Source organism: Caballeronia sp., from assembly GCF_049581465.1.
Lineage (GTDB): Bacteria > Pseudomonadota > Gammaproteobacteria > Burkholderiales > Burkholderiaceae > Caballeronia.
Genome location: NZ_JBAUSA010001257.1, coordinates 1 through 2,490, shown reverse-complemented (window position 1 = coordinate 2,490; position 2,490 = coordinate 1). Strand labels below are relative to the sequence as shown.

General features: G+C 58.0%; 3 protein-coding genes and 1 pseudogene. 1 reads left to right on the top strand and 3 read right to left on the bottom strand.

All coding sequences use genetic code 11. The features are described from left to right. Positions 1-669 (bottom strand): annotated as a pseudogene (locus WCA53_RS30545) (hypothetical protein); the annotation flags it as partial. Positions 670-692: 23 nt separating this feature from the next. Next, positions 693-824, bottom strand: a complete 132-nt coding sequence (locus WCA53_RS30540; RefSeq protein WP_423920248.1) for a hypothetical protein — start codon at positions 822-824, stop codon at positions 693-695. A 515-nt stretch (positions 825-1,339) separates the two neighbouring features. On the opposite strand from WCA53_RS30540, the gene WCA53_RS30535 reads away from it, so the two are divergent. Further along, positions 1,340-1,912, top strand: coding sequence for a carboxymuconolactone decarboxylase family protein (locus WCA53_RS30535; RefSeq protein ID WP_423920243.1), 573 nt, complete (start codon positions 1,340-1,342; stop codon positions 1,910-1,912). A gap of 128 nt (positions 1,913-2,040) precedes the next feature. Here WCA53_RS30535 and WCA53_RS30530 read toward each other — a convergent pair. Then, on the bottom strand, positions 2,041-2,490 hold a 450-nt coding region (locus tag WCA53_RS30530), incomplete at its 5' end, for an amidase family protein (protein ID WP_423920239.1).

Here is a 2,490-nt window from a genome sequence, read left to right as displayed (position 1 = left end):
GATCAACTGTATGAGTTCATTTTCGTACACCACTGCGCCCGGCGTATTTGCAAGGTTGCCGCCAACTTCGAAGGCTGTTTCATCCGAAAGCGAGATATAGCCTTTTCTGAGATCTTCATGCAAGCTTTTGAGACCGCTTACTAAACTTTGCCCTTTGGTTTCGACGGCCAGTTTGAGCACTTCGGGGTTGGTGAGTGCATAGTTAGCCGGCGACATGGCGTCAACAAAATGGCGAGCGAAAAACGCCATCTCCTTTTTGGCTTTGTCGTCCAGGTCGGCAGACTCAATCACCTGCAGCAGCGCGTTAGATGCAAGCAAATAAGACTGCTTTATGTAGTCAAACCAAGGATAGTCCTGCCACTCCTGAGCGTCGAACCGGTGATCACCTTTATCAGCTTCAACGATAGGACCAGCGGCGTTCTTCATCCACATGCTCGACCAAAGCGCCAACTGCTTTGCGAGGTACCTTCCTTCGATCTCGGCGCCTCTGCCGACGTTGAATCTATAGAGATTCATCAAAAATTGTCCGACTTCCGCCGCAGAATTGTTTGACATAAATTCGCCGATAACGTCAGACCGCTGTACGGCGTCGGCCAAGTACTCTTGCTGTGCCTGCCAGAGAGTTCTGAATAAATTGTCGAGATCAATACTCCCGATGGTCGACTGCATATGATTTTCCTCTGAATAGTGCTTCAAGGGTGACCGGCACTGCAGCCGGCAGGTCTTGTCGGTGAACGCGTATTCGCCACATACGCCCGCTGTTCCTTGTCGACCAGCGCCTTCAGCGGCTTGGCGACAGCCAGCGGCTGCAGGTCTTGACTCATACTGTTGACTGTTGAAAGGCACTCGGGCAGACGAGGCACTGGTTCACAGTGTATTCACGCACTGTCGAAATTGGGATGCCCAACGCGGTCAATTGACCTGATCGTTAATGCCATACGCGATGTATCGCGGACTATCGGAGCGCAAAACACAACCAGATCAAATGATCTATGCCTCGATAGGATTGCTTGTCTTTCGTTTCCAGACGTCGCATGCTCGCGTCACGGCAAGGGTGCGCTCAAGACTAGAGATAGGGGCAGCGCAGTCCCAAGCAGCGGCTGCATCGTCCATAACGGCGCGTACATTACCAGTCGCCGTACCTTCGAGTGCTGCCTGTCACGTCTATGCCGCAGAGCAGCCGCGGCCAAGCCGGCGGGCGTTTCCTTACCACTGCGAAAGTTATTGTCAGTTCGACCTATGCGCGCCAGGAATGCACGTTATGCCGCAACGCTGTCTTCTGCGGCATTGGCGCCGCGCGTAGCATCCTCATCATCGATTTCACCCAATGGAGCAGACGATGAGCACCTTCAACTCGTACACGATCGAAACAGCCCCGGCCGCCTCAAAACCCGGCTTGGAAGACGCAAAAAAGACCTTCGGCTTCGTGCCAAACCTGCAGTCCCACATGGCCGAGTCTCCGGAGCTGCTTGCGGGCTACTCGGCATTGTGGGATCTCTTTTCGAAAAGCACGCTTACGCCACACGAACAGCAGGTCGTCTATCTGACCTCGAACTTCGAGAACAACTGCCATTACTGCATGGCCGGCCATTCTGCTCTCGCGAAGATGATCAAGATGGACGCCGGCGTCATCGCGGCGCTGCGCGAAGGCAAGCCTTTGCCTGACGCGAAGCTTCAGGCGCTGCACCGTTTCGCGACCGTCGTCGTTCGCGAACGCGGGTTCGCGTCGGACGCCGATGTCGACGCGTTTCTCACCGCCGGGTACACGCGGCAAAACGTGCTCGAAGTTATCCTCGGCGTGGCAACGAAGGTCATGAGCAACTACACGAATCACATCGTTCATACCCAATACGATCCGTTCATGAAAGGCAACGAATGGACGAAGCCGGTCGATGCGGGCGCGGCGGCCTGATCTGCATGAACGAAAACGGGGAACGGTCCGTGCCGGACATTCCCCGCACCCCATCAGCCGCAAGCGGCTCTTCCAAGCGTGGTGGCCGCCAATGCCACACCGTCCTTGCGCGCCGAGGAAATCATGCGTTACTGCGCGCCCACCGCCTGTTCCAGAAGCGCGGCGGCGGCCAGCGCCACATCGTCGCGCCAGCGCGGGCCGATCACCGTGACGCCGAGCGGCAGGCCGGCGGGGCCCGTGCCGACCGGCACGTTCACGCAAGGATTGCCGAGCAGCGTCCACATGCGGCTGAAGATCGGGTCACCGGTCGAAGCGAGGCCCGCGGGAGCCTCACCGGGTGCGCTTGGCGCCAGCAGCACATCGAACCGATCGAAGAGTGAGGCCAGCGCGTGGCGGCCCTGCTCGGCCTGCTGTTGCAGAACCGCATAGCGGGCACCGCCCAGCGACGCTCCCGTCGCAAGCACGGTGCGAAACGGCTCGCTCAGATCGCTTAGGTGTGCCTGATACTCGGGCACATACGCCAGCGCCGCTTCGTAGCTCATGATCTCGCTCTGCGCGTTGGCGAGATTGTCGCAAGC